This is a genomic window from Alkalibacillus salilacus (assembly GCF_030812915.1).
GTDB classification, from domain to species: domain Bacteria; phylum Bacillota; class Bacilli; order Bacillales; family Alkalibacillaceae; genus Alkalibacillus; species Alkalibacillus salilacus.
In genome coordinates this window covers 1-25,700 of sequence record NZ_JAUSTQ010000009.1, presented here as the reverse complement: position 1 = coordinate 25,700, position 25,700 = coordinate 1, and the positions used below count along the sequence as shown (strand labels likewise).

At 37.4% G+C, this 25,700-nt stretch carries 28 protein-coding genes and 1 rRNA gene; 8 read left to right on the top strand and 21 right to left on the bottom strand.

The window, feature by feature from the left end:
• The first annotated feature begins 167 nt into the window (after window positions 1-167).
• Both J2S77_RS10615 and mntR read left to right on the top strand, forming a co-directional pair.
• Window positions 168-2,321, top strand: a complete 2,154-nt coding sequence (locus J2S77_RS10615; RefSeq protein WP_306977177.1) for a cell division protein FtsA — start codon at window positions 168-170, stop codon at window positions 2,319-2,321.
• Between the two features lie 104 nt (window positions 2,322-2,425).
• Window positions 2,426-2,851, top strand: a complete 426-nt coding sequence (gene mntR / locus J2S77_RS10610) for a transcriptional regulator MntR (protein ID WP_167260541.1) — start codon at window positions 2,426-2,428, stop codon at window positions 2,849-2,851.
• Between the two features lie 33 nt (window positions 2,852-2,884).
• On the opposite strand, the gene ytxJ is transcribed toward mntR, so the two are convergent.
• From ytxJ to J2S77_RS10595, 3 genes are all read right to left on the bottom strand, one after another.
• Complete coding sequence (gene ytxJ / locus J2S77_RS10605) at window positions 2,885-3,208, bottom strand: bacillithiol system redox-active protein YtxJ (protein ID WP_306977174.1); 324 nt, start codon at window positions 3,206-3,208, stop codon at window positions 2,885-2,887.
• 96 nt (window positions 3,209-3,304) lie between these two features.
• Window positions 3,305-3,700 (bottom strand): YtxH domain-containing protein, encoded by a 396-nt coding sequence (locus tag J2S77_RS10600; protein ID WP_306977172.1) that lies wholly within the window; start codon window positions 3,698-3,700, stop codon window positions 3,305-3,307.
• Window positions 3,701-3,722: 22 nt separating this feature from the next.
• Window positions 3,723-4,142 carry a DUF948 domain-containing protein gene (locus J2S77_RS10595; RefSeq protein ID WP_370871823.1) on the bottom strand — a complete coding sequence of 140 codons (420 nt, stop codon included), beginning with the start codon at window positions 4,140-4,142 and terminating at the stop codon, window positions 3,723-3,725.
• Window positions 4,143-4,281: 139 nt separating this feature from the next.
• Between J2S77_RS10595 and J2S77_RS10590 the strand changes: the two genes are divergently transcribed.
• Entirely contained in the window at window positions 4,282-5,397 is a 1,116-nt protein-coding gene (locus J2S77_RS10590; RefSeq protein ID WP_306977168.1) for an aminopeptidase, read from the top strand.
• 35 nt (window positions 5,398-5,432) lie between these two features.
• On the opposite strand, the gene murC is transcribed toward J2S77_RS10590, so the two are convergent.
• From murC to J2S77_RS10560, 6 genes are all read right to left on the bottom strand, one after another.
• The gene (gene murC / locus J2S77_RS10585) at window positions 5,433-6,728 is read right to left on the bottom strand and encodes a UDP-N-acetylmuramate--L-alanine ligase (RefSeq protein WP_306977166.1); all 1,296 of its coding nucleotides are present in this window, start codon (window positions 6,726-6,728) and stop codon (window positions 5,433-5,435) included.
• 239 nt (window positions 6,729-6,967) lie between these two features.
• A complete protein-coding gene (locus J2S77_RS10580; RefSeq protein ID WP_306977165.1) occupies window positions 6,968-8,077 on the bottom strand; it encodes a nicotinate phosphoribosyltransferase in 1,110 nt (369 codons plus the stop codon).
• 44 nt (window positions 8,078-8,121) lie between these two features.
• Window positions 8,122-8,739 (bottom strand): YtpR family tRNA-binding protein, encoded by a 618-nt coding sequence (gene ytpR, locus J2S77_RS10575; RefSeq protein WP_306977163.1) that lies wholly within the window; start codon window positions 8,737-8,739, stop codon window positions 8,122-8,124.
• Between the two features lie 5 nt (window positions 8,740-8,744).
• The gene (locus J2S77_RS10570; RefSeq protein WP_306977161.1) at window positions 8,745-9,557 is read right to left on the bottom strand and encodes a DUF1444 domain-containing protein; all 813 of its coding nucleotides are present in this window, start codon (window positions 9,555-9,557) and stop codon (window positions 8,745-8,747) included.
• A 75-nt stretch (window positions 9,558-9,632) separates the two neighbouring features.
• Complete coding sequence (locus J2S77_RS10565) at window positions 9,633-10,655, bottom strand: PTS sugar transporter subunit IIC (RefSeq protein WP_306977159.1); 1,023 nt, start codon at window positions 10,653-10,655, stop codon at window positions 9,633-9,635.
• A gap of 21 nt (window positions 10,656-10,676) precedes the next feature.
• Window positions 10,677-11,174 (bottom strand): hypothetical protein, encoded by a 498-nt coding sequence (locus tag J2S77_RS10560; RefSeq protein WP_306977157.1) that lies wholly within the window; start codon window positions 11,172-11,174, stop codon window positions 10,677-10,679.
• 102 nt (window positions 11,175-11,276) lie between these two features.
• Here J2S77_RS10560 and J2S77_RS10555 point away from each other — a divergent pair, with 102 nt between their 5' ends.
• Complete coding sequence (locus J2S77_RS10555; protein WP_306977155.1) at window positions 11,277-11,717, top strand: YtoQ family protein; 441 nt, start codon at window positions 11,277-11,279, stop codon at window positions 11,715-11,717.
• 82 nt (window positions 11,718-11,799) lie between these two features.
• Here J2S77_RS10555 and J2S77_RS10550 read toward each other — a convergent pair whose 3' ends face one another.
• A complete protein-coding gene (locus tag J2S77_RS10550; RefSeq protein WP_306977316.1) occupies window positions 11,800-12,867 on the bottom strand; it encodes a M42 family metallopeptidase in 1,068 nt (355 codons plus the stop codon).
• 136 nt (window positions 12,868-13,003) lie between these two features.
• Between J2S77_RS10550 and J2S77_RS10545 the strand changes: the two genes are divergently transcribed.
• Window positions 13,004-13,321: a peptidase M4 gene (locus J2S77_RS10545; protein WP_306977153.1), complete on the top strand. Its 318-nt coding sequence runs from the start codon at window positions 13,004-13,006 to the stop codon at window positions 13,319-13,321.
• Window positions 13,322-13,793: 472 nt separating this feature from the next.
• Here J2S77_RS10545 and J2S77_RS10540 read toward each other — a convergent pair whose 3' ends face one another.
• From J2S77_RS10540 to J2S77_RS10520, 5 genes are all read right to left on the bottom strand, one after another.
• Window positions 13,794-14,651: a YtnP family quorum-quenching lactonase gene (locus J2S77_RS10540; RefSeq protein ID WP_306977151.1), complete on the bottom strand. Its 858-nt coding sequence runs from the start codon at window positions 14,649-14,651 to the stop codon at window positions 13,794-13,796.
• A gap of 9 nt (window positions 14,652-14,660) precedes the next feature.
• Window positions 14,661-15,317 carry a tRNA (guanosine(46)-N7)-methyltransferase TrmB gene (gene trmB, locus J2S77_RS10535; protein WP_306977149.1) on the bottom strand — a complete coding sequence of 219 codons (657 nt, stop codon included), beginning with the start codon at window positions 15,315-15,317 and terminating at the stop codon, window positions 14,661-14,663.
• A 99-nt stretch (window positions 15,318-15,416) separates the two neighbouring features.
• A complete protein-coding gene (locus J2S77_RS10530; protein WP_306977145.1) occupies window positions 15,417-16,217 on the bottom strand; it encodes a phosphotransferase family protein in 801 nt (266 codons plus the stop codon).
• Window positions 16,218-16,328: 111 nt separating this feature from the next.
• Window positions 16,329-16,619: a diacylglycerol kinase family protein gene (locus J2S77_RS10525; protein ID WP_370871827.1), complete on the bottom strand. Its 291-nt coding sequence runs from the start codon at window positions 16,617-16,619 to the stop codon at window positions 16,329-16,331.
• A gap of 15 nt (window positions 16,620-16,634) precedes the next feature.
• Complete coding sequence (locus J2S77_RS10520) at window positions 16,635-17,234, bottom strand: diacylglycerol/lipid kinase family protein (protein WP_306977144.1); 600 nt, start codon at window positions 17,232-17,234, stop codon at window positions 16,635-16,637.
• Between the two features lie 42 nt (window positions 17,235-17,276).
• Here J2S77_RS10520 and J2S77_RS10515 point away from each other — a divergent pair, with 42 nt between their 5' ends.
• The gene (locus tag J2S77_RS10515) at window positions 17,277-18,284 is read left to right on the top strand and encodes an EAL domain-containing protein (protein ID WP_306977141.1); all 1,008 of its coding nucleotides are present in this window, start codon (window positions 17,277-17,279) and stop codon (window positions 18,282-18,284) included.
• Window positions 18,285-18,286: 2 nt separating this feature from the next.
• On the opposite strand, the gene J2S77_RS10510 is transcribed toward J2S77_RS10515, so the two are convergent.
• The 4 genes from J2S77_RS10510 to J2S77_RS10495 are packed head-to-tail and all read right to left on the bottom strand — an operon-like array spanning window position 18,287 to window position 22,127.
• Window positions 18,287-19,201, bottom strand: a complete 915-nt coding sequence (locus tag J2S77_RS10510; RefSeq protein WP_306977139.1) for an NERD domain-containing protein — start codon at window positions 19,199-19,201, stop codon at window positions 18,287-18,289.
• Window positions 19,201-19,764, bottom strand: a complete 564-nt coding sequence (gene thpR, locus J2S77_RS10505; protein ID WP_306977137.1) for an RNA 2',3'-cyclic phosphodiesterase — start codon at window positions 19,762-19,764, stop codon at window positions 19,201-19,203. Before thpR ends, J2S77_RS10510 begins: the two co-directional genes overlap by 1 nt.
• Window positions 19,765-19,778: 14 nt before the next feature.
• Entirely contained in the window at window positions 19,779-20,489 is a 711-nt protein-coding gene (locus J2S77_RS10500) for a pseudouridine synthase (RefSeq protein ID WP_306977136.1), read from the bottom strand.
• 12 nt (window positions 20,490-20,501) lie between these two features.
• Window positions 20,502-22,127, bottom strand: a complete 1,626-nt coding sequence (locus J2S77_RS10495) for a putative polysaccharide biosynthesis protein (RefSeq protein ID WP_306977134.1) — start codon at window positions 22,125-22,127, stop codon at window positions 20,502-20,504.
• Between the two features lie 88 nt (window positions 22,128-22,215).
• Here J2S77_RS10495 and J2S77_RS10490 point away from each other — a divergent pair, with 88 nt between their 5' ends.
• Window positions 22,216-23,484: a BaiN/RdsA family NAD(P)/FAD-dependent oxidoreductase gene (locus J2S77_RS10490; protein WP_306977133.1), complete on the top strand. Its 1,269-nt coding sequence runs from the start codon at window positions 22,216-22,218 to the stop codon at window positions 23,482-23,484.
• 13 nt (window positions 23,485-23,497) lie between these two features.
• Window positions 23,498-24,256, top strand: a complete 759-nt coding sequence (locus J2S77_RS10485; RefSeq protein WP_306977130.1) for an exodeoxyribonuclease III — start codon at window positions 23,498-23,500, stop codon at window positions 24,254-24,256.
• A gap of 28 nt (window positions 24,257-24,284) precedes the next feature.
• On the opposite strand, the gene solA is transcribed toward J2S77_RS10485, so the two are convergent.
• Both solA and rrf read right to left on the bottom strand, forming a co-directional pair.
• Complete coding sequence (gene solA, locus J2S77_RS10480; RefSeq protein ID WP_306977128.1) at window positions 24,285-25,412, bottom strand: N-methyl-L-tryptophan oxidase; 1,128 nt, start codon at window positions 25,410-25,412, stop codon at window positions 24,285-24,287.
• 194 nt (window positions 25,413-25,606) lie between these two features.
• Window positions 25,607-25,700, bottom strand: a 5S ribosomal RNA gene (rrf, locus tag J2S77_RS10475); the annotation flags it as partial.

Genomic DNA, 25,700 nt, shown 5'->3' with positions numbered 1-25,700 from the left:
AATGTCGACGTTGGTCACAGGACGTGACCGCTTTTAGTCGACCAGGAGTCGCCACCTTCGCTTCTCATAATTCAACAACTATGAGCTTATAACTATACAACTAATCAATACTGTGCTTAGAGAATCCAATTAAATTGATTTCATGAAGACTTAAGGAGGTGACCCATATGAGTCGATTATTTGCTTTAGATATTGGAACACGTAGTGTCGTCGGTATTATTCTGGAAAAAGATGACGATATTTATCACGTAGTAGATATGGTGTCGCGTGAACATAAGGAACGATCCATGGTAGATGGACAAATACATAATGTAATGGCTGTTTCAGACGTTATTAAAACAGTCAAAGAAGAACTTGAAATTAAACATGGTCCTCTAACTCATGTTTGTGTGGCCGCAGCTGGTCGCGCTCTTAAAACGGAACAAAGTCGCATGAGTATCAGCATTGCTGAACAACCAATCATGTCGAATGAAGACATATTTCATTTAGAATTAGCGGCTGTTCAACAAGCTCAGTATCAACTTGCTGAAAAACAAGCTGATAACCACAGCACTCAGTATTATTGTGTCGGCTACTCGGTCACGCATTATTATTTAGATGATCAAAGCATTGGCTCACTAATCGACCAACAAGGCGAAGAAGCAACAGTTGATATTATCGCAACATTTCTACCTAAAGTCGTTGTAGAATCTCTGTTAGCAGCTTTACAGCGTGCTGATTTAGAAATGGAAGCCTTAACCTTAGAACCTATCGCAGCCATTCAAGTGCTAATTCCACAATCTATGCGAAAACTCAATGTCGCCTTAGTTGATGTTGGCGCTGGTACTAGCGATATTGCGATCACTAAAGACGGCACCGTAGTCGCTTATGGTATGGTTCCTAAAGCTGGTGATGAGATTACCGAAGCAATCAGTCAAGAATATCTTCTGGACTTTCACCAAGCTGAACAGGCTAAACGCCAATTAATCGAGCAAAAAACGATGGAAGTAGAAGACATTTTAGGATTTACAACTAATGTTTCAGTAGCCGATGTCACAAGGCAGATCAGCTCAACTATCGGTAATTTAGCTCGATCTATTTGTGATCAAATCTTGAGCTTAAACAAGGAATCTCCCCAAGCTGTTATGTTAGTCGGGGGTGGAAGCTTAACCCCTTCTCTGACGGATTATATTGCTGATACATTACAACTACCTGCTAATCGAGTAGCCGTAAGAGATATTGATGCGATCAAGAATCTTAAAGGACACGAACAGCTTCCTCATAGTCCGGAATTTGTCACACCGATTGGAATTGCAATCGCAGCTAAGCAAAGTCCTGTTCATTATATTAGTGTCACTGTCAATCACCGGATGGTTCGTTTATTTGATGTTAAGCAACTGACGATCGGGGATTGCTTATTAGCAGCTGGGTTAGAAATCAAAAAGCTATATGGCAAACCTGGTATGGGCTTATTTATAACATTTAATGACAAACCAGTCACTCTTCCAGGAACCTACGGGGAAGCACCAACTATAAAAATAAACGGAGAAGTAGCTTCATTACAAGATCACATTCAACACGGTGATGACATTGAAGTGTTCCCTGGAAAAGATGGAGAAACGCCAACATACACCATTGAATCATTAACTGGTTCAATTGAATATCTAACAGTGTTTATTCATGATCAAACCGTTGAGGTACAGCCTACAATTAAGCTGAATGGAGAGTTAACTGATATAACAAATCTGTTAAATGATGGGGATCACATCTATTATCAGTCACATCATACGGTCTCTAGCGTTTTAGAGCAAAACACACAACTTGATTTGTCCAAAGTCCAAAAGCCCTTCGATATTAATATTAACGGTGAAACGATGCAAATATTTCCCGAACAGATGACAATCTACCAAAACGACCTAAAAACTAAATTATCGAATCCTATTCAACATCATGATCGCTTATCTTACACCCTTAACGAATCAATCCAAATTGAGGATTTATTAACCTATTTAGATAATGGGCCAACAGCAGGTATTACTGTCTTTTACGAAAACAAACCAGTAGAATTACAACCTACATCGTTTAATATGACTAAAAATGGAGTTACCTGTGACCGACAAACGTTGGTTTATCCAAATGATATCGTTACGATAGAGAAACCTGCACAACAATCATTCATATTCCAAGATTTATTTCGGTTTATTGAGTTGAATGTTTCTGAAATCTCAGGGAAACGATTCAAACTCTATCGTAATCAAGAACCAGTAGGTTTCTCTGAACCAATTCAAGATGGTGATCAACTATCAATTGAATGGTTTGATTCTGTTCGTGAGCTTTATTGAAACATAGCAATCTAACTAAAACCGATTGCACCAGACAATATACCTTTTGCAAACGGCTTTTGTTTGCTAAAATAGAAGTTAATTAATAATCATGGAGGTTCAACATGCCTACTCCAAGTATGGAAGATTACATTGAACAAATCTATTTACTAATCGATCAAAAAGGATATGCTCGTGCTTCCGATATAGCTGAACGACTATCTGTCCACCCGTCATCTGTTACCAAAATGGTCAAGAAACTAGATGAGAAAGATTATATTCATTATGAGAAGTACCGTGGCTTAGTCTTGACGGATAAAGGAAATAAAATCGGTAAACGCCTTGTCTACCGCCATGAGTTACTGGAACAATTCCTAGAACTGATTGGTGTTGAAGAAGGCGAGATTTACGAGGAAGTGGAAGGAATAGAACATCATTTAAGCTGGAATAGTATCTTCCGAATTGGAGATCTATTGGAATACTTTCAAGAAGACCCAGAACGCTTAAAGCAGTTAGAAGACATCCAAAAACGAAATAGTAACAAAGAATAAAATGAGGCTCCCACTATTGTGAGAGCCTCATTTTTATGCTTGTACAACATTTTCTAGTTGGTCTTCCTTAATCTCAAAGTGAGACGTATGATACGCTACATCACCTTGTTTAATATAAAATACTTGAGGAGATTCGTGTTTTATATTAAATTGCTCAGCAACTTGATTAGATAAATCTCGATTTTCTTGAATATGAATAATATAAGCTGGAATCTCATGATTGGATGCAAATGATTCAACATGGCCTTTTGCTTCAGCGCTAATTGGACATGTTAAACTATGTTTTAACAAAATAGCTTCATCTTGATTTAAAGCTGAATTTAATTGAGCTTCTTCTGTAATTTGTTGTACTGTCATCTAAACACTCCTTCTAGTATCAATCCTTAATTAAACATAAAAAAAGCTGTTAGCAATGTCAACTAACAGCCTTTGAAATTTATTCAATTTTATTTATTAATATTGTTGGGAACGCTCGTATAATTCATTAGCTTCCTGACGCTCAAGCTCTTCTGTTGCCTCTTCAATGGCATCAGCAATATCTTGTGCTACTTCATCGTTTTGACCTTGAGCTTGGTTTTTCATTTCTGCTACTTTATCTTGTAATTGACCTTTTGTTTCTCTCATGCGTTGAGAAAATTCGTTACCTTTTTCGTAAGCAACGTCTTTCCACTCATCAGCACGTTCTTTTACTTGTTGCGCGCCAGTGTTTAGATCTTCACGGATTTCTTTCCCTGATTTCGGAGCGAATAATAGTGCGACTGATGCACCAACAATACCTCCTAGTAATGTTCCAATCATAAAGTCCTTGCTATTGATGTTCTCTTCAGTCTTTTGTTTTTCTTCAGTCATACGTTTGTCCTCCTCTAATCTCTTATTTCTTATCTTTATATTTTTTCCACAAATGAATCGCCGCTTCGCCCCACTTAATGGTTTGTGAAGTTTGAGCTGCATGTTCATTTGCTTGTTCCTCAAGTTCTTCAGATAGCTTCTGTAATGATTCATTGAATTGGTTAACAGTATAACCTATTCCCTTAATTCCATCAAACAAAACATTAACTTTCTCAGTTTTACCAGCGATATCTTCCGCTAAGTGATTAGTTTTATTTAATAATAATTCCGTTTCTTTCGTCACACCTTCAAGTTGACCTTCTAGCCCACCAACAGTTGATGCAACGTTTTCCAAGGTTTTGGTAACAGATTTAAGTGTCCGCGAAATATAAATCACTAGCACAATAAACCCTATTGCAAAAGCTATAGATGCAATTAATGCTGAAATATGTAACAAGTTCAATTGCTTCATCTCCTTCCGTCCATAATGTTACATAATAATCTATACCCATATAATTAAATTGTCAAACACCTTATGATTTTATTTTTAAAATTTAGTATAATAAACTTGATACTAATAGATTGAAATAGGAGGCAATAATATGCGCGACCCACGTATAAATCAACTAGCAGATTTACTCGTTAATTACTCTGTTAAATTACAACAAGGTGAGAAACTATTGATTGAAAACACTGGCATACAACAAGAACTAGTCTCAGCAATCATTGAAAAGGCTTATGAAGCTGGTGGACATCCATTTGTGGAATTGAAAGATCAAAAAGTGATGCGTTCCCTATTAAAAGGAGCTAACGAAACACAATTAAAAGCTTGGGAACAGTATGAAGCAAACGTTATGAATGACATGGATGCTTATATTGCTGTGCGATCAGGTGACAACATTAACGAATTAGCTGATGTGCCAAGTGATAAGAACAAGCTGTACGGACAAACAGTTATGAATGTACACCGACAAATCCGTGTACCAAATACAAAGTGGTGTGTGCTACGCTACCCGAATGAATCCATGGCACAATTAGCTGAAATGAGCACAGAAGCTTTTGAAGACTTCTACTTCAATGTATGTACTTTAGACTATGCGAAAATGAATCAAGCTATGGATGCACTCGTGAAGAAGATGCAAGAAACTGACGAAGTGAAAATCAAAGGGCCTGGTACAGATTTAACGTTCTCGATTAAAGATATCCCTGTCATCAAATGTGCTGGTGAAATGAATATACCAGATGGTGAAGTATACACAGCTCCTATACGCAACTCAGTTAATGGTACTTTAACTTATAATACACCTTCACCTTATCAAGGATTCACATATGAAAATGTATCTCTAACCTTTGAAGATGGTAAAATTATTCATGCACAAGCTAATGATACTGAACGCATTCAACATGTTTTCGATACAGATGAAGGTGCGCGCTATATTGGTGAATTTGCTATTGGCATTAACCCTTATATCCAACATCCGATGAAAGATATATTATTCGATGAGAAAATTGATGGTAGTTTCCATTTCACACCTGGTCAAGCATATGACAATGCTTATAATGGTAATGATTCTTCAATCCACTGGGATATGGTCAATATCCAGAGAGAAGACTACGGTGGTGGCGAAATGTACTTCGACGGTGAGTTAGTTCGTAAAGATGGCCGTTTCGTTATCCCTGAATTAACACCTCTAAACCCTGACCAATTAAAAGCATAAAAATAACGCTCGGTGATTAATCACCGAGCGCTTTTTTATGCCAAAGCTTTAAATGCTTCTTCGTATTTTTGAATATCCCCAGCTCCCATAAATAATATGACGCTATTATTATGGAGCTGTAATCTGTGAGTTTCATCTTCGGTAATAAAACTAGCACCATCTACTTTAGTCTGTAAATCATCGATCGATAACTTACCATTTTTCTCTCTTGCTGATCCAAAGATATCACATAGATAAACATGGTCAGCTTTCGATAAACTTTCTGCAAATTCATTCAAAAATTCAGCTGTACGTGAGTAAGTATGGGGTTGGAAAACAGCAACCACATCTTTATTCGGATATTTCTTTCGAGCTGAATCAATGGTGGCATCAATTTCGATTGGATGGTGAGCATAATCATCTATAATAATTTGACCATTTTTCCATTCGGTTTCTGTAAAGCGTCTTTTTACTCCACCAAAGGAATAGATCGCTTTAATTTGCTCAGGAGAGAAATTCTCATAATCACATAATGCTATAACACTTAAAGCATTTAAAACACTATGATTCCCATAAGTTGGAATTTCGAATGTATCATAGTACACACCTCGAACATACACCTCAAACGTTGTTCCATTTTCCGTTTCAGCAATGTTAGCCGCTTGGAAATCATTCTCTGGTAGTAACCCATAATACACAACAGGTACTTGTGCATGAATGGCTTGTAAATTCTCATCATCGCCACAAGCAATGATGCCTCGCTTAACATTCATCGCCATTTCCTGAAAGGCTTTAAATACATCATCTAGATCTTTGAAGTAATCAGGATGATCGAAATCGATATTCGTCATGATCGCATAATCTGGTTCGTAAGCTAAGAAGTGACGTCGATATTCACAAGCTTCAAACGCAAAATACTCACTATCAGCTCGACCTTTTCCAGTACCATCACCAATTAAATAAGACGTCGGCACATTTTCACTTAATGTATGGGCTAATAAACCTGTCGTTGAAGTCTTTCCATGGGCACCAGTCACCGCAATGCTCGTATATTGCTGGATATATTGACCTAAGAATTCGTGATATCGATAAAATGGAACACCTTTTGACTTCGCACTGACAATCTCCTCATGATCATCAGAAAATGCATTACCTGCAATGACAATCTGATCATTTTCAATGTTATTAGCGTCAAACGGTAAAATAGGAATCTGTTTCTTTTGTAAGATTTCATCTGTAAAAAACGTTTTTTCAATATCTGACCCCTGTATTGTTTCACCTGAGTCATGTAATATTTGAGCTAATGCACTCATCCCTGTTCCTTTTATGCCTATAAAATGGTAAGTCGACATGAATCGAACCCCCGTATTGTTCATTCTGTTATTAGTATATGCTTTGATTTCTAAATTGCTTTTTTCATTATAGCAGAATTATCACAATCGTCCACCATAATCAATTATTTAGCTTGAAATTGCATCTTTTCGCTCAGTTAAAGTTTAACCATACTGAACACACTGTATCAAAATAGGCATCTATTTGACTAATGATAGTCATTTAAACGACAAAAAACGGTGACTGATTTAAACTAAAATCAATCACCGTTATATTCAACTTTTTCTAAACGTGGGTTGGGCATGAATTTACGACCTTGCTTCGCTTCATGTTCATTGTTTAATAACACGTTATCCCCCGTAAACCCAATCTTCATTTTTAATAAATTACTTCCTACACCATACATATCAACTGGGACATGTAATGACTCAAAATAGCGAATTCTATCTTCAGTGAAGCCACCACTTGCCATGATTTTCACATGGTCAAATCCTTCATCATCTAGGGCCTTGCGTAGCGCAAAGATTAATTGTGGATTAACCCCGCGTGGGTCAAAAGAGCCCATCAAATGTTGGTTGCGGAAGAAATATTTATCAACCATATTTTTCGATGTATCAAGTCGAACCCCTTTAAGCTCTTCGCCAAATTCACGTGCTACTTTCAATGAATCCGTAATAATATCATTATTGTAATCTACTAATGCAAGTAATTCATCATTAGGAAACGTAGCTTGATAGGCTTTGGTCGCTTTAACTATGTCGCCTTTATACATTTGAATTAAGGCGTGAGGCATCGTACCCATTCCTTCTTTGCCCCACCATTCATTCATGGCATGTGTTGCTTGAGCTGTCGAACCGCCAATGTAAGCGGCATAACCATCACCTGCTTGTTGGGTATAATGATCATCACGATCACCCATGAAAATCACAGGTTTTTGCGTACCAGACGACCCTGCAGCATTCACTACCTCATAAACATTGGTTGCAACAGATGTTCTCCGCCCAAGAATACCATCGATAATCCCTTCTAAATATCCGAAATCTTGGTACCGCCCAGTCACGGTTAACACAGATTCATAGGGGGCCACTTTATCTCCATCTGCTAATGCATAAATTTCTAAGTCTTCAGGATGATCCGCGAAAGTATGTAATAATGCGATGGCTTCATCTGTGCCACATAAGACAGCATCCTTCTTTTGGAAAAACTGCATTGTTACTATATTATCGCTCAAATGTTCTTCTACTATTTGCTTGGTTTTTAAAAAGTATACAGCCGAAAACCATCCATCCTTAATACGTTCATCAAATTTAAACGTTTGATTCGTTAAACGTTTAATTTTCCCTTGTTGTTTTAATTCAAATTCTTTCACGAGTAGACCCCTCCCCTCATTCGCAATAACACTTCAAACATTAACTAAGCTTGATACATACTTAATGTGAACGGATTGCCAACTTTTTCTTGATCATTCAAAACTAAGATACCTTTTTCCTGTGGTGCATTCGGTAAATTTAATTCTCTTGCAGCACAAATCATACCTGTTGATTTAACACCACGTAGCTCTGAATCTTTAATCTCTAAGCCACTAGGCATGAATGCGCCTACTTTTGCTACAACAACCTTCTGTCCTTCAGTTACATTCGGTGCTCCACAAACAATCTGCAAAGTCTCTTCACCGACATCAACTTGGCAAACACTTAATTTATCAGAATCGTCATGTTGATCTATGGAATCAATTTTTCCGACAACAAATTTCGGTGATACGTCAATATTAAGTGTTTCATTTAATCCATTGTTGTTAAAAATGTGATTCACTTGCTCAACAAAGTCTTGATCAATATTTAGCAACTCATAATGATTGATGTCAATGTAGTCTGAAGCATTAAAGATATTATAAGCAACTGCTTCACCTGAATCAGCTAATGCTATTCGAGTCACATCCCCATATTCTTCAACAATTGTTTTAGCGTCGGTTTGGTGTAAGGTTAATAATAAAACATCACCTATACCTTGTCGGTTATATACAACTTGCATCGCTTCTACTCCTTATCACTATCAGGTTTTTTCTGAGCTAATATGAAGATCGGTTCTAACTGGTCACCCTCATATAAGAACGGTAGTGACGTAATTGGAATTCGACCTTCTGCGAAAAATTGCATCATCATTTGTGCCAGTACATCATAGCCCATTTTATTATGAATATCCGCAAAAATTAACACATCTTGATGAGGGACACCCACTGCAAGCTCACCTTCTGTAGTTGCTCGCATTTCTTCTATCAATGCTTCATTCAATATTCGGCTGGCATCATAACCATCATTCGTAGAAAGAAAATAAAATGTATTTCCAGCCACATCATCTTGTTTCATGTCCGTTGATAAACGTCGAATATTAAACATGGCCACTTCGTGAATACGATCCTTTGTCCAATTTTCTTTTGTCATCATATTCTGATCAATCAATCGATAAGATTGACCCAAATCAATTGCATAATAAATTCGAGTCTCAGCCGTATGATCCGTATAAATTAGTGGAACTCCTTCATTAGATTCCGTTGCAAAAGATCCTGCTCGAATGACCGGAAAGATTTGGCTTTCCTTTCCTTCTAATGTTTGATCTTCATTCATAATCGTTAAAGCTTCACTTATATGCGAGACCAGTTCGTTAATAGCCTCTTCACCGCGGTTTTCCCATTTGGAAATAACGCCAGGTAACGAAATAGTGACACCTTGCTCACTATGCTTCCATTCAATACGAAATGTATCTTCATCTTTATTAAATGTTGTTTTCCATTCTGCAAAATTAAAACGTTCTTCTAGCATTTTCATCATTTTAATACTAGTCATTTTCATTATATTTCACCCCATTATTGAAGCACATCACTCAACATTTTACCATGTCACTATTGGTTAGCAAAGTCACGGGGATTATGCATCAAGTCTCATATCTCCATCTTGAATAAGACCTTTCTTTCTTAACCATTCAGATAATATTAAACTAATGAGTCCTGGTAAGACAATCAACAACAAGATAATCACCCATAAAAGTTGTGCCGATGATCCCATTGTTTCAACTAACATAATCGGACCGACTAATCCACTAGTTCCCATACCTGCACCAATCGCATTATTTTCCAACTCTAGCCAAACTGTTGCTACTGGGGCCAACACCATTCCTGCTACAGTTGGAGGAATAAGTAAAATCGGTTTTCGAACGATATTAGCAATTTGAAGCATGGAAGTTCCCACACCTTGCGAAATGAGCCCGCCAAAACCATTTTCTCGGTAACTGCTTACCGCAAAACCAATCATTTGAGCTGCACATCCAACAGTTGCTGCACCAGCAGCTAACCCTTGAAGATCTAACATAACAGCAATTGCGACACTTGATATAGGGGCTGTTAAAGCCAATCCCATTAAAGCTGCTACAATCATTCCCATGAGAAATGGTCTTAGATCTGTTGCCCAATTAATAATCGAACCAAAGCCTTCGAGCATAGCTGAAATTGGCGGACCAACTGTGGATGCTACGACGAAACCTACTAAGATCGTTAGCAACGGGGTTAGAACTATGTCTAACTTCGTCTCTTTACTAATTAGTTTCCCGATTTCAACAGCAACTAGGGCAGCAAGAAAGCTTCCAGCAGGGCCACCGCCAATTTCAGCAGCATAACTTCCAGCAAATAACGCACTATACAATACGAGTGGTGGCGCTTTTAAACCATGAGCAATAGCAATTCCAATCGCTCCACCGTATATAATAGGTTGGATCGCAAAATCACCAATATCTACAAAAGCCTGAGGTAAAAAAGGCACTTCATTACCTAGTGTTTGAAAAATCGTACCAATAATGAGTGACGCAAATAAACCTAAAGCCATATAGCTTAAGGATGTTAGAACATACTGATGGATAGATGGATGAACACCTTTACGCTCCAAAAATTGCTTCAAGACCATAACCTCCGAGTAGGATTATTGTTGATTTACAGATTCAATCATCTCGATCATCATCGTAATATCTTCTTCAATATCACTTACACTTGAAACTGTTGACATCTTAATTCCGCCAATGCCTACATGGATTTCATAACGTTCTTCATCGTATTCTTTTGCTTGTAAGTATGCAAATGCATCCTCAGTTTCAAATGTTTTTAGATAGAGCCCTTTATTTTCAATTTGATTATAGAACCATTTACTATTCGGTGCTTCAAATTCATTAATGAACAATACATACGATTGATCATCTTCTTGAAAGACAACATTACTTTTATTTTGTTCACGTACTTCTAATTCTTCTGGTTTATAAATATCAAATTGATCGAAGCTCTCATTTGTTTCTTTTGTATCAGACGATAAAAACGTCTCTTTAACATTATTTTCGGCTTCATTAAATGCTTCATCCATTGAAGGTGAACAAGCCCCTAAGACGAAACCAAGTAATACAATCCCGATTCCTGCAATTCTCTTCAATTCATTTCCCTCCGAAACTAGTTTTCTATTAAGTTATTTGACAAATGAATTTTCTCTATTCATTATTAATGATAACATCAATCTCTACAAGGAGGATATTAAATGACTTTATCAATCTATTTAGCTGGTCAAATTCATGATGATTGGCGTGATCAATTAAAATCGAAAGCCAAGCAACATGATTTAGATTTAAAATTTTCAGGTCCCCAAGAAAATCATGATTTATCTGATGACATTGGTGAACAAATATTAGGTCAACAACCTAACCAAATTGACCGAGACGATGCAGCATCAAGCATCAATAACTTTAGAACACAATTAATGATGCAACAAGCAGATGCCGTAATCGCTCTTTTTGGGGAATCTTATAAACAATGGAATACAGCTATGGACGCTGGAATAGCCATTGGATTAAACAAGCCTCTGATTCTGATTCGACCTGAATCATTAGTACATCCTTTAAAAGAATTATCTAACAAAGCTAATGTAACGGTTGAAACCATTGATCAAGCTTTAGATGTACTCGTTTATACATTTAAATAGCCTCTTATAAATAGAGAGATGAACAATTTTAGTTCATCTCTCTTATTTTAACGTGCGCATAAAGATTGTCAATATATAAATTTTAGCTATTTTGTTTGATCGAATCGACAGTTGATTGGTCAATGGATTTAACCAAGTTTGTTAATAATTCTTTGGCTGCAGCATAATCATCAATATGAATCATAGATGAGCTTGTATGAATATAACGGGAACAAATACCTACCACTGCTGATGGCACACCATCGTTTGAAGTGTGTACTCGACCTGCATCAGTTCCACCCTGCGAAATGAAGTACTGATATGGAATATCCTTAGATTCTGCGGTATCAAGAATGAATTCACGCATACCACGATGTGTAATCATTGTTCGGTCGAAAATACGTAATAATGCACCTTTGCCTAATTGACCAAACTCTTTGTCATCACCTTCCATATCATTTGCCGGTGATGCATCTAATGCAAAAAACAAATCCGGATCAATCATATTCGCAGCCACTTGAGCACCGCGAAGTCCTACTTCTTCTTGCACGGTTGCACCTGAATAGAGCGTATGGTTCAAGCTCTCACCTTGTAATTCTTTTAATAGTTCAATCGATAAACCACAGCCATAACGATTATCCCAAGCTTTTGCCATCACTTTCTTTTCATTTGCCATTTCAGTGAATGGGCAAACAGGAACAATCGGTTGCCCTGGCTTAACTCCAATTCGCTTCACATCTTCTTCATCATCTGCACCAATATCAATTAACATATCTTTAACTTCCATTGGTTTCTTCCGTTGTTCTGGTGTTAAGTTATGCGGTGGTGTTGAACCAATCACACCTGTAACAGGTCCATGGTCTGTCATCACTTGAACACGTTGCGCAAGCATAACTTGACTCCACCAGCCACCTAAGGTTTGGAAGCGTAACATACCGTTCTTAGTCACTTGGGTCACCATGAACCCTACCTCATCCATGTGGCCTGCAACCATAACTTTAGGTCCTTCGCCATGACGTACACCAAAGACACCACCTAAACGGTCTTGAACAACTTCATCAGAATATTTATGTAATTCTTGTCGCATAAACTGACGAACTTCATGTTCGTGACCCGGTGCCCCTGGAAGTTCTGTTAACGTTTTAAACATTTCTTTTGTCTCTTGATTCAAGATTATCACTCCAAGCATAATAGAATCCTCTTTTATTTTAACAGAAAATTTTTGATAATCCATCACATTTTATTTCCTTTTCCATTATACAGTCGTTATAATAAGGTAAAATGACTTATTAATGGAGTGATTTTACATGAAATGGTATAAACTAGTTGTGCCTGCAACTGTTGGCATTGCCGTCGGAACAATAGTTGGTAAAAAAGTAAAAGATCAATGGTTAGTGCCTGAGGTGGCATTAAATCGAGTAAAAGAAGAATTTAAACAATCAGGGCCTATTAGTGGATCTTGGATTTTAATGGACAAGAAAGCTTATGACCATAACGGACAATCTTTCCAAGTTTATGAAGGTGGCGTGTCTCGAACAATTGACGGAAAGACAGAACAACATCAATTTGTTGCGGATGCTACTACTGGCCAGATTCTAGACAGGTATAAATTAATTGAATCTTAAGTACACAAACGATTAACCCCCAGTTCATGACTGTTTAAAACAGATTTGAACTGAGGGTTATTTTAATTTTAGTCTCTGTTAAAGTCCGTTGTTGAAATTGTGATCCGCTCTCGGTGGACGCTTTTACCCATAGGGCACAAGTGCAACATCTGCTCAATCTCACTACGTTCGTTTTTCACAGTGTTTTCTATGCAGGGGCACGGCTCGAGCCTCCTCGGCAACTAAAGGAACTTCGGCTAAGTGCCGGACGTCAATCACAAACGCCGAAGTGACCCACATCCTGTGGGCCTCTGGGGGTCTCGAGACTCGTGCTATTCCCGTGACGGCCCGGACGGCCTAATGTCGACGTTGGTCACAGGACGTGACCGCTTTTAGTCGACCAGGAGTCGCCACCTTCGCTCCTCACAATTCAACAACTCAGTGCTTTGTCATTTGACTGAACTTTAACATAACCTAATTTTAATATAGATCATCATTCGTAGGCATAACGTTCTCGTTCTACATAGTCTGAAATCGATTGATTCTCATCGAAACGAAGCGCGCGGTAATACGCATCATGATAAAAAACAAACCAACGATTCGTTTCATACGCCTCATTTAAGAGTGCCTGTTTTTCATGAACACTTGTGACTGGATAATCATCATAAGCCAAGACCCACAAAGGATTTTGGTGAGCATGTGTTGGCATTAAGTCAGCCATATGAATGAAACGATCAAGATCGTCTTTGTAATGAATAACACTATGACCATGACTATGCCCACTCGTATGAGTCATAGTTAAACTAGGCAAGACATCATATCGTCCAGCAAATGTTTGAACTTGATGTTGAATGGGCTCCCAATTTTCTTGCCAATATGTATTTTTAGACCGCATATTCGGCTCTCTCATTTCATCCCACTCTACTTGTGAGGTAATAATTGTCGCATTAGGAAAAGTCGGCTGAAGTTCACCCTGCTCATCACGATAGGTTAATCCACTCGCATGATCAAAATGAAGATGCGTCATTAAAATCGTATCTATAGATTCAGCTGAGAGATCCAATTGGGCTAGAGAAGATAACACCTTCGATTCTTCAAGTACACCGAAGTTACGTTTTAATTTATCATTCAGCTTACCAAAACCAATCCCTGACTCAATCAACATATTATAGCCGTCGACTTGTAATAAAATCGGGTCACATCTGAGTTCGATTTGTTGCTTGTCATTAGGTGGATACTTCTTCGTCCATAGTGGATAAGGAACAACTCCGAACATGGCGCCTCCATCCATATGGGTTACCCCACCGTTTAGCCATGTTAATTGAGCTCGTCCAATTGTCATCGATTCCATACTGTCACCTCATTTAAGATCTGTATTATTTGTAAAAGATGCTTTGCAACGATAAATCACTTGGCCTTTTTCAGAGAATTTCTCTTCATATTCTGTCATAATATTAGTCCCATCATCAGTCGCATGTAAATCAAGCGAAACTTCTTGAAGTGTCATACCGAACTGTGAAAAACTCACTAAGCTATACTCAAATAATTGACGATTATCCGTTTTCATAATGATCGTGCCATCATCTTTTAAAACGTTTTGGTACTGTTCTAAGAAAGTATAATAAGTTAACCGACGCTTTTCATGTCGAGTTTTTGGCCAAGGATCAGAAAAATTCAAGTATAAATAATCTACTTCATTCTCACCGAACATATCTCTCAAATCTTTCGCATTTTCGTGAATTAATTGTGCGTTATGAACTTCAGGGTCATTCAATTTTTCGATTGCGCTTACAATAACATTCTTATCACGCTCAATACCAATGAAGTTCATCTCAGGATGTTGTCTGGCCATGCCATCAATAAAACGTCCTTTACCTGTACCAATTTCTAATGCTAGCGGTTGTTGATGATCAAATAATTCTTGCCATTGCCCTTTTCGTTCATAGGGATTTAGCTCAACTATATGAGAATGATTATGAATATAGTCTTCTGCCCATGGTTTATTTCTTAATCTCATTGTTTACACCTATCCTTTTACTCCATTCATTTAAGCTAGTTCTATTATACAATAAAAAAATCTATATCCAAGTTGTAAAACAAGGATATAGATTATATTTTAATGATCAATAAACAGTGATTGTTCATTTAATAATTGTTTTTTCCACTTTTCGCTTTCTGGGTAGTCATTTTGCTCTAAGTGCCATAAATAATAGGATAATGATTGTGCTACACGATACCATTGAATTCGAGCTAATAATGATTGATCAAGGGTTACGCCGTATTGATCTAGCCATGTTTCCCAGTTCGAACGTGGAATATATTGATAGAGCATCATGCTCAAGTCCATTGCCGGGTCAGCTAATACTGCATTATCCCAATCTATCAAGTATAAATGGTGATCTTCACCTAATAACCAATTCTCATGATTAACATCAGCATGACATACAACCTTGCGTTGGTTTTCAACATGATGAACATGATTCGATAAGAATTGAGTCACACGTTTCATAAACATTTTATCTGATGACGACAACGATCGAGCTTTTTCCTGTAATTGAACAAGAAAATGCCATGGTTCTAAAGGTTTTTTGCCCATACGCATAAACAAATGTAAGATCTCAGAGGAATGATGGATTTTGCTCATTAGTTGAACGACCGTGTCTTGTTGCATTTCTCCTTTAGATAAAACGCGTCCCTCTAACCATTTTTGGGCAGTGATCACATCCCCATCGGCCAACCGTTTTGTCCATACCAGTTTAGGGACAATTCCTTCTGCTGACAAAATAGCTAGGAATGGTGATGAATTACGTTTTAGAAATAACTTTTGATTTTGGCTATTTTCTGCTAAATACGCCTCACCTGATGTTCCTCCAGCAGGGGTAATTAGCCAGTCAGAGCCAAGAACATGTTGTTCCATGTTACATTCACCTACTCTTAAATGACGTGTCGTCCAAATTATAATTAAAAAGTCAGACTTAAACAGAATAACTTAATAGAAAGGAAGTTTTCAAGAGGATTATTGGTAAAACTATCGCAGAAATGTTGTGAAATGTATTTCTCTACCAATTTCAATCCGTTTTGCCCGTCCTGTTGAACCGTCTACTTGATAGGTTAATAACGTTTCACCTTCTAAAGAGACAGCACTTGCGTGGTATGTATGGACAGACTTAAATCGCGTATGCTCTGCAAAGAATAATGTCGAAAGCAATCCTAATAATAACCAACGATTAATAGGTTCAACTGTTGTAATCACTAACTTATTCTTTGACCAATCCGCTTCTGGCGCGATTTTTAGTCCTCCACCGAAGTAAGGAAGTATACTAATTGTTACGAGTCATGTATTATTCATTCTAATACAACTACCATCTACATTTAAAGACAAATTTTTAGTTTTTCCAAAAATAATTTGTTTTAACACCGTTCTAAGATAGATTGAAGTGTACTTGAAGCGACTTGAGCGAGTTCGACTAAATCTTTGTTCATTAATTATCGAAGCAACATCAGCATCTAACCCAATACCTGCACTTGTTGTAAAACGAATAAGATTACTTTCCGTCTTCATTACACCGAGCTGCATTCTAATAACATCGAACTCTGAAAACACTTTATATAATTGAGCCAACGGGTGTTTAGTAATTCCTATGCCTCGAGCGAAGTCATTACCTGTTCCAGTAGGAATGAAAGCGATAGGAACATTCTGGTCGTCTGTAAAACCGTTGAGCACTTCTTGTAATGTTCCATCCCCACCGACGACGATTAATATATCGGTATTTTGACCTATAATCGTTGATGCTAATTGTTGCGCATGTCCCTCGTATTTCGTATAATTAACAGAACATTGGTCCTTTAGGTCTGGTCTTTTATCCAAGAATTGCTGTACCACTTGGCTTCCTAGATGATTACCAGCTATTGGATTAACGATCCATTGATACATCATAATCCCCCTTAACACAAACAAATTGGAGTGGAAATTTTAATGCTATGTCATTTATGTGGAACCATTTCACCATTACCTAAAGAAGGATCGATTTTTGTCCATCAAGAGACCAACGCTTACCAACAATTAATTAATCATCCATCTTTAAGCTCAGACTATAACGAGGCTTTTCTTCAAATGCATTTTCAAAATCATGATCATTTAATCGAGTTATTATCTCCTTTAATAGAAACAGTGTCAGAAACCGACTGGATTCGAGTCTATGGTCATGATCTTAATGAACATCCCATTCATTTAACGATTCAACATCTTTACCACCGAATTTTGAATCCTGAATTTGTGGAGTTAATCGACAATGAAGCCTTCGAAGCTCATCTACAACCAATCTATCATTTGCAATCTGAAGAACTTTACGGATACGAATCACTCTTACGTATTCATCAAAACATCGTTAATCCTGGTAATTTATTTCAGTTTGCTCAAAATGCTGGTCTACATTCCTACTTGGATCAGCGCGCCCGTCGATTAGCGATTCAAACTAAAGCAGATAGAATCGGACCTGGCTACTATTTATTTATTAACTTTTTACCTTCCTCAATCTATAATCCGGAATTTTGTCTAAAACATACCTTTCAAACTATTGAGGAGTTTAATGTACCAAAGAATGAGTTAGTCTTTGAAGTGGTCGAAACTGAATATATTGATGATATGTCACATTTAGAAAGCATATTAACACAATATAAACAATCTGGTATGAGGGTTGCCTTAGATGATGTGGGAAGTGGCTATAATAATCTTGACGTTTTGAATCAATTAAACACTGACATTATTAAAATTGATCGTGGCTATGTTCGTGATTGTCATATTAACAAGGCAAACCAAGATTTTATCGATCGTGCGATTGATATTGCAGATCAACTTAATTTAACTATATTGGCTGAAGGAATTGAAACAGAGGATGAGATGAAATGGTTGCAAGCCAGGGGCGTTCATCTTGCCCAAGGCTTTTATCTTGGCAAACCATCTGCTAATATCATTCACGAATAGGCTCAGAAATCCTCTTCAACATCTTCCCATTCCGGTCGATTAATTGATGTTGTTTGAGTATGCTCTAATAAAGCACCAGCGACTTTTAGTTGTTGGTGTTTTAAAGGTGTTGAAGTCGTTCGTTGATTGTGAAACCATGTTTCATAAGTTGACTGATCAATATAATGCGTTTGTTGAGGAGAATGATTGTATTGGATCACACCATTTTGAGATAACACAATTTTTTCAATTGTATAATCAATCTCATGGTAGTTTAAAATACTTCGAATTGCTCCCTCCATTCGCTTTAATGCAATATTAGGGTTAACAATAGACTTCTCTTCTCCATTGATTCTCTTCTTCCATTTCCGTTGGTCCACCGCTTCATAGACCACACTTTCATCATCAGTATCCAACCAATAAATACATTGAATAGACGTAGGGGTCACCATAATAATATCGCCTTCTAACAATGCTTTATTCAACTTAAATATAGGTTGATAGTATAATAAGAATGTATCTGGAAAACGCATAAGAAAATATTTTAATTGATCATCTGTTTCGTATATACGATCAAGAAAAGACACTTCATGTAAAGTACTCGATGCCCATTTTAATTGGAACTGAAAAATTCGATCTAAGAAATCACGTTTTAATTCATTTTCATCATCAGGTAATTGCGAAATGGCATGATCAACAGTTTCAAATTGGTCGTCTTCCTCTTCTTTTTTAAACCATTTCTTAAAAAAACCTTTCTTCTTATCAACTTCCTCTTCTTCAACAATAGGGCTTATTTGATCTTGTTCCTTTTGTTCAAGCCATTGTTGTTTGATACCTTCATAGTTTTCTTTTTTCAATCGTATAAATTGGCCTGGATAGCGAAATATATCTTGTTCATATCGAGAAACATAGTCTTGTAATTTAATTAACTGTGCCATTATATGTCACCTATCTCTACAAATTGAAATTGGTCTATCGCTTGATACTTAGGCTCTTCAGATGGATGTATTTGAAACAGTTGGAACGTATTCACTCGAAAGTCTAAAGATGGATTGAAGATTTGTTCTAATACATTTGAATCACATTCGACAGTATGATCCCGCCATTTTTTGGCCAAAGTAATATGTGGTTTAAATGCTCTTTTTTCTTTTGAAAACCCGTATTGGATCGCTACATCCTCGACTTTGTTTTTTAATGATTCTAAAACCTGATTAAAGGCCACCTCAGCAAATAACACGCGAGGTTGTGTCGGTTTTCCAAAGTAGCTTGTCCTATTGACTTCAAGATCAATCGGATTAGACAACTCGATCTGCGTAAGATCTTCTTTTAATTTTGGAATTAATGATTCATCGACATGACCAAGAAATTTAAGCGTGATATGAAAATCATCTTGATGAACCCAGTTTTTATAACTGGCATGTGGTTTAAGCGCTTGTTGCGTTTGAACTAGCTTTTGACCAATCTCGTGAGGTACTTTAATCCCGATAAAATAGTGACTCATCAAATCATCCTTATTTAGTTCAATAATTGATTAAGTTCGTCTTCGGTTAATTCGCGAGCTTCGCCTAGCTCAAGTGATTCATCTAGTTTTAGTGATCCCATCTGCAGTCGTTTTAAATACTTGACTTGCTTATCTCTTGCTTCAAACATTCGCTTAATTTGATGAAATTTACCTTCCGTAATCGTAATTAAAACTTCAGCTTCTTCTTCTAAATTATGTTGAACAGTTAATTCAGCTGGTTTTGTCACATAGCCGTCTTCTAACTCAACGCCTTCACGAAATGCTTGAATATCCTCATCTGTAATCGACTGATCAATGACAGCCTCATATAATTTATTCACTTTATGCTTCGGCGATGTCAATTGATGTGCTAATTGTCCATCATTTGTTAAGAGTAATAAACCTTCTGTATCCTTATCAAGACGCCCAACCGGAAACAAATTGAATTTGTCATATTCTAAATCTAATAAATCTGTTACACATTCATGACGGTCATCTTCTGTTGCGGATATAACACCTTGAGGTTTGTTTAACATAAGGTAAACAAATTCCCTATAGTCTATCTCAATCCCATCGACAATAACGTCAGATTGCGTTGGATCGACATGGAACGAAACGTCTTTGATCACTTGATCATCAATCGTGACACTGCCTTTTTTAATGATCTTTTTGACGTCTTTTCGCGTCCCATATCCTTCATTTGCTAATAATTTATCTAAACGCATAATCATAATCTCCTAAATAAAGATTTTCTTCAATCGGTGAACACGGTCACCAATTAATCGTTCTAATAACGTAGTTTTATAAGCTAACCATAGATATACATAACCACCAATGATAACTGAGCTGAACAGTTGGACAATCACTTGAAGTTTTGAAATGTCACCTGAAAAAGGTAGCCCAACAAGATAGCGTGTGAATATCACAACCAAGGCCATGATTGCTGTTAAGATCACGATTAATAATGACTTTTTGAATAGTGGCCTTAATTCAAAATGAGTCGTGCGGTATAAGACGGTTAAGTTTAATAAACCTGCTGTTAACACACCTAAACCTGTCGCCATAACAGCTCCCTCTGCTTCAAACATTGTAATCATTGGGACATTCAAAGCGATCTTAATAATTAAACCGACTGCTAAACTTAATAACGTGAAGTTTTGACGATTAACACCTTGTAACATTGAAGCACTTACTGTAAACAATGCAAAGAATAACGATACAGGGGCATAAACGGCTAAAATGGAACCAGCATACCTATTCGCCTCATCAATGGCATAGAGCGTGCCGTATGCCTCATCAGCTAAAATGGAAAGCCCGATTGCTGCTGGAAAAATCAATAGCATGACAATCAATAAAGCCTGACTTATGTACCGACGATAAGTGGTCGCATCATCTTTCGTAAATGCTTCAGTAATCGATGGCAATAAAGCCATGGCTAACCCGATCGCAAGCGTTACTGGAATAATAACTAACTTATGACCGTAAACAATAATAACCGATAACATCGACTCAGAGACTTCAGCCAAGCCGATATTGGCCATCGCACGGTTGAACGTTAGTTGATCGACCATTTGGTATAATGGCGTTGCGATTCCGACTAAAATAAACGGCCCAGCATAAGCTAATAATTCCTGATACAAATCACGTTTAGCTGGTGATTCTGATGCTTTCGTTTGTTCAACTTGATGCAAAATTTCTGGACGACGTTTGCGATAAATATAGATTAAAATCGCACTAGAAGCAATCGCTCCAATAAACGCAGCAAATGCAGCCAGTCCAACAGCTAACGTAATAGTACCGCCAAACACTTTTAATACAACAAATGCAGCCGCTAATAAAAAGCCAATACGGACGATTTGTTCGACTACCATTGAGATTGCACTAGGTCCCATTGACGCATGGCCTTGGAAATAGCCACGCACTAAGCTCATGGGTGCCACAACAATCAAGGCGATACTAACCATTTTAATCACAAAAGCAACATCTTCTGTTGAGTTTGAAAAATCCCCGCCTTCTGGGACAAACAACTGCGCAAGCCAGTCAGCAGTAAAGAACATTATTAAGAACGTGACAACACCTGTTATCGCCATAAACCATAAGCCTGATTTAAACACGGCTTGCTTTGTTCGATAATCTTCTAAAGCGTTATATTTAGCAACAAATTTCGACATCGCCATAGGAACGCCGAGTGATGAAATCGTTAAAAAGATCTGATAGGGGTTATACGCGTATGAATATAATGCGCCGCCAGATTCGCCAACTAAAGCAAAGAACGGAATCACATACAATAATCCGAGTATTTTCGATAAATAATTGGCACCCGTTAACATCATAGTGCCTTTTAGTATATTTGATTGGGACATATTTTCACCTGCAATAACTAGTCTGATTCATGTTATTATTTTATCATAAAGTGTAAACAAATTAATGAGTAGAAGGGTATGAAATCTGTTGAAATATGATGTCGTCGTAATAGGTGGTGGGCCATCTGGATTAATGGCAGCCATAACAGCTGGTCAAAATGGTGCTAACACTTTACTAATCGAAAAAGGTAAAAAACTCGGTCGAAAGTTAGCCATTAGTGGCGGAGGTCGCTGTAATGTCACGAACGTCTTACCTGATAAAGAATTAATTGAACATATTCCTGGTAATGGGAAATTCTTATACAGTGCTTTTAGCCATTTTAATAACTATTCAATCATCGACTATTTCGAATCACTAGGCGTTGAATTGAAAGAAGAAGATAAGGGACGAATGTTTCCTGTTAATGATAAAGCTATGACGGTTGTCAATAAACTCGTAGAGCAAATCGATGTCTACCGTATTGATACCCGCTTGCAAACAAAAGTCGATGCTGTCCATTATGATGAACCAAGCCACACCATCATCTTAGATAGTGGTGAGAAAGTGGAAACGACATCTGTTGTGATTGCCGTTGGAGGTAAATCTGTTCCTCATACAGGGAGTGAAGGACAAGGCTATGCATGGGCGAAAAAAGCTGGCCATACCATTACTGAATTATATCCAACCGAAGTGCCAATGACATCGAACGCTCCTTTTATTAAGGCAAAGACGTTACAAGGTATTTCATTACGAGATGTCGCTATCACAGCCTTAAAACCGAATGGGAAGCCAATCAAAACACATCGTTGGGACGTCCTCTTCACCCATGAAGGTATATCAGGACCAGCTGCCCTTAGATTAAGTCAATATGTCGTCAAGGCCTTAAAACGCCATAACGTAAACGAAATCACGGTTTCGATTGATTGCTTTCCTGATATACATGAAGATCAACTTGTAAAACAATTGATGGAGGCATCAGAAAGTTCGCCAAACAAATCAATTAAACACGTATGGAAACCTTTTTTACAAGAACGTGTTCTCTCCTATATGTTAGAACAGATTGATTTAGATGAATACACAACCTATCACCATCTTGAGAAGAAAAAGGTGTTGGAATTAGCACATTTCATGAAACACTTTAATTTTGAAGTAAACGGAACATTGTCAATTGAAAAAGCATTCATCACTGGTGGAGGCGTTTCATTAAAAGAAATTATTCCAAATCAAATGGCTTCTAAAATCATGGATCGCCTATTCTTCTGCGGTGAAATTCTAGATATTCATGGTTATACAGGTGGATTTAATATTACAGCTGCCTTTTCAACTGGCCAAGTCGCAGGAATGAACGCAGCTTACCGTGCATTAGAAGAGAAATAGAGGAGAAATACAAATGAAAATCATATCATGGAATGTCAACGGCTTAAGAGCTGCTGTCAGGAAAGGGTTTTTAGATTATATCGAATCTGAGGATCCAGACATCATTGCCGTACAAGAAATCAAATTACAATCAGGACAAATTGAAATACCACTAGATGATTACGAATGTTATTGGAACTATGCAGAGCGCAAAGGTTACTCCGGCACAGCCATTTTCACCAAGCACACACCCATTCGATCATTTATTGGCGATTTTCATCCAGCAGCCGATTCTGAGGGGCGTGTTCTAGGATTAGAATTCGAAAACGTTTATTTAATCAATGTCTATACACCGAACTCGAAACGAACATTAGAGCGTTTATCAGAACGACTTGAATGGGAGGATGCTTTCTTGCATTATGTCCAACAACTCAATGCGATAAAACCTGTGATTATTTGTGGTGATTTGAATGTCGCCCACCAACCACAAGACGTAAAAAACGACAGATCAAATATTGGTAACTCTGGCTTTACAGACGAAGAACGTAGCAAAATGACACGTTTACTTAATAGCGGTTTTACAGACGTATTAAGACATTACTATCCAGAGCGCGATGATATTTTTACCTGGTGGTCTTATATGAAAACAGTGAGAGAACGTAATATTGGATGGAGAATCGATTATTTTCTCATATCTGATTCTATCGTTGACCAACTCGAGCATTTTCAAGTTGATGACCACATATATGGAAGCGATCATTGTCCGATGAGGATGACAATTAATCTACATTAAAGGAAAAAGCTATAATGCTTTTTCCTTTTTAGTTTCGAAATCGTTCATATCGAAAAGGTGTTAAATCAAATTTAGACTCACCATCTATGATAAATTCCGTTAAAATTTCACCAACAACACTGCTAAACTTAAATCCGTGACCAGAAAAGCCACAAGCCACATGGATATGAGAATAGCCAGGTACTTGATCAATGATAAAATCACCATCAGGCGTATTAGTATAAGTACAAACCTGACCTTCTTTATGGACCATTGACTCAGAAAACAATCGTTCAACTTGGTTTTGCACATCATTTATATCACTTGTATGTTCACCAAACGAGTCCAGTGGTTCATGTCGCTTAACAACTTGCCCACCATCATGCCGACCTAATTTTATCCCTTGGTTTTCAATACTTGGAAAACCATAAAATGTTTGTTGATTCACATCATAAGCCCAACCAGGAAAGTAGTCTTCACCATAGAAAGCCTCATTAGCTTGAAACCACGAAAATGTTTTTCTTGTTGGAGTTAAAGGCGCATGTTCATTTAACATCTCTAAGAATTGATTTGTATGTTTACCTGCGCTAATGATAACTTGTTGAGCATCGATCTTCCCATCATTAAGCATAATTTGAACATAGTCCGACTTAGGTACAATATTTTGTACGACAGCATATGATTTTAATTCAGCTCCATGATTTAAAGCTAAATCCCGATAAGTTTGAAGACAACGTTCACTCATTAACACACCAGATTCTGACTCAAAACAACCGACTAAATCTTTTCCTAACTTAAAACCCTGCCACTTATTATTAACCTCAGTAGCTGAATATTCAGTTAGCCCTAAACCAAATTGAGCAGCACTTCGTCTAACTTGTTGGATGAATTCAGAGTTCTTATCACCAATATTTAATACACCTGTTTCATAAAACAATTTGTCTTCCGTTTTTAGGTCTAGTTCTTTCCATAACGTCAATGCTCTTATTGCTAACGGGACATAACTTGATCCTTCTCCATAAGCTTGACGGATCAGCCGTGTTTCACCATGATGTGAACCTTGATCATGTGGTGGATTATCTGAATCAACTAACAAAACATTCTTACCTGATTTAGCTAAATAATAACCCGCTGCCAACCCCATTGAACCAGCTCCAATAATTGCAACATCATACATAACTATTTATCCACCTTTCTATAATTCTGATGATTTGTAGGAATAATCATACAACTTAACTTAATGAAATTAATTGCACTTAATTCATATTCTATCAACTATAATAAATTTGGAATCCATTATACCTTTGGTTAAATCACTTCACAATAAAAAAAGCACCACATAATAATATGTGGTGTCTTCGTATTAATCAAGCCCGGCGGCGTCCTACTCTCGCAGGGGAAGAACCCCAACTACCATCGGCGCTAGAGAGCTTAACTGCTGTGTTCGGCATGGGAACAGGTGTGA